We start from the raw sequence: 1,208 nt of genomic DNA on the forward strand, positions 1-1,208 counted from the left end.
AAAGTACGAGGCGTGCCATTCCTATTCCTAGATAAAACTCCCTTTTACAGCTTAAAGGTTAAAACTTAATGTTGATACGAACAACGCAGCTTCTAAAAAAGTTTACATCATTCGGTCCGAATTTTCAAATGAAATAGTTGGAAAGCCTGCTGGAACATGTTAGTCATTTACTATACCTGTAAGAAACCTCGAACCGCAGCCTGTTGTTTACATTCAGCTGTTCTTTGCGATTTATTCTAAAACAAAAGCTGCCCTGATTGGACTTGTTTCAGGGTAACTTTTTTTTTTTTGGCTAGCACTAGCCTTTAAAGTTTGTAATCAATACCGAAAATGCAATGGTTGTAGGTCCATTCTATGATTGCCTCATCATTATTCGTTTCATAGAATTCAGATAACAATCTATTCCATACTTCTAAATGAGATTCGTCGATATGAAGGATACCGTTGCCGTTTAGTAGCATGATGTAGTTGGTAGCAATTAAAGCCGTGCGTTTGTTGCCATCCCAGAAAATTTGTGTGCGCATGGCGTAGTACATATACTTCAATGCCCGGTAAGTCGTCGATGTGAGATCATTAGATAGAATGGTTTCGATGTGTTGCGCAACATCGGCTTCGACTGGAATGCTTGGTGTATAGTTGACGCCATGAATACCGACATCCCCATACCTTACAACTCCCCAATCCAACGATTCATTGTAGGAAACAAATGAATTAATCTTCTTGGCCACATTAAGCGTGAAAGATGCTTGCTCGTTTAAAATATATTGATAGGCATTTTTCAAGTTCAGGATGATTTGAACGTCGTCCATGCTAATCCCGCTGACGCTCATACCCTCTACGATTGTTTTGGTTTGAGGGAAAGTCGTATTTACTTTTTCTAATCGTGAGTTTGCGTGAATCAGTTCAACGAGGGACTTCTTCAATAAGAATTTTGCTTCTCGTTCACTTAAATTATACTTATTCTCCATGTATACAACTCCTAATTAATCTGATAGTTTCATCGTACGACAGTTTAGTCGATTTCGCTATATGGTGGTGTGAAAGTTGCTAACAAATCGCAAGAAATAGTATTAGTTACGAAGAATTTTAACCACAAAGCCCTTTTCACAACAAAAAACACCACCCTTTCCAGGATGATGTTCACTCAAAAACCTTATAGGTATCATGTTTAAAGTAAAAGCCGCCTTTGCCGTACGGTCTTAGAAAGT

General features: G+C 38.3%; 1 protein-coding gene. It reads right to left on the bottom strand.

Translation table 11 applies throughout. The features are described from left to right. Positions 1-305: 305 nt before the first annotated feature. A complete protein-coding gene (locus R2B72_RS18485) occupies positions 306-968 on the bottom strand; it encodes a Fic family protein (RefSeq protein WP_318618370.1) in 663 nt (220 codons plus the stop codon). Positions 969-1,208 lie beyond the last annotated feature (240 nt).

This window comes from Sporosarcina sp. YIM B06819 (assembly GCF_033485175.1).
Taxonomy (GTDB): Bacteria; Bacillota; Bacilli; order Bacillales_A; family Planococcaceae; genus Sporosarcina.

What these genes read in the sequence shown, in the direction of transcription:
- R2B72_RS18485 (WP_318618370.1), bottom strand. Translation starts at nt 968, where the DNA reads ATGGAGAATAAGTATAATTTAAGTGAACGAGAAGCAAAATTCTTATTG.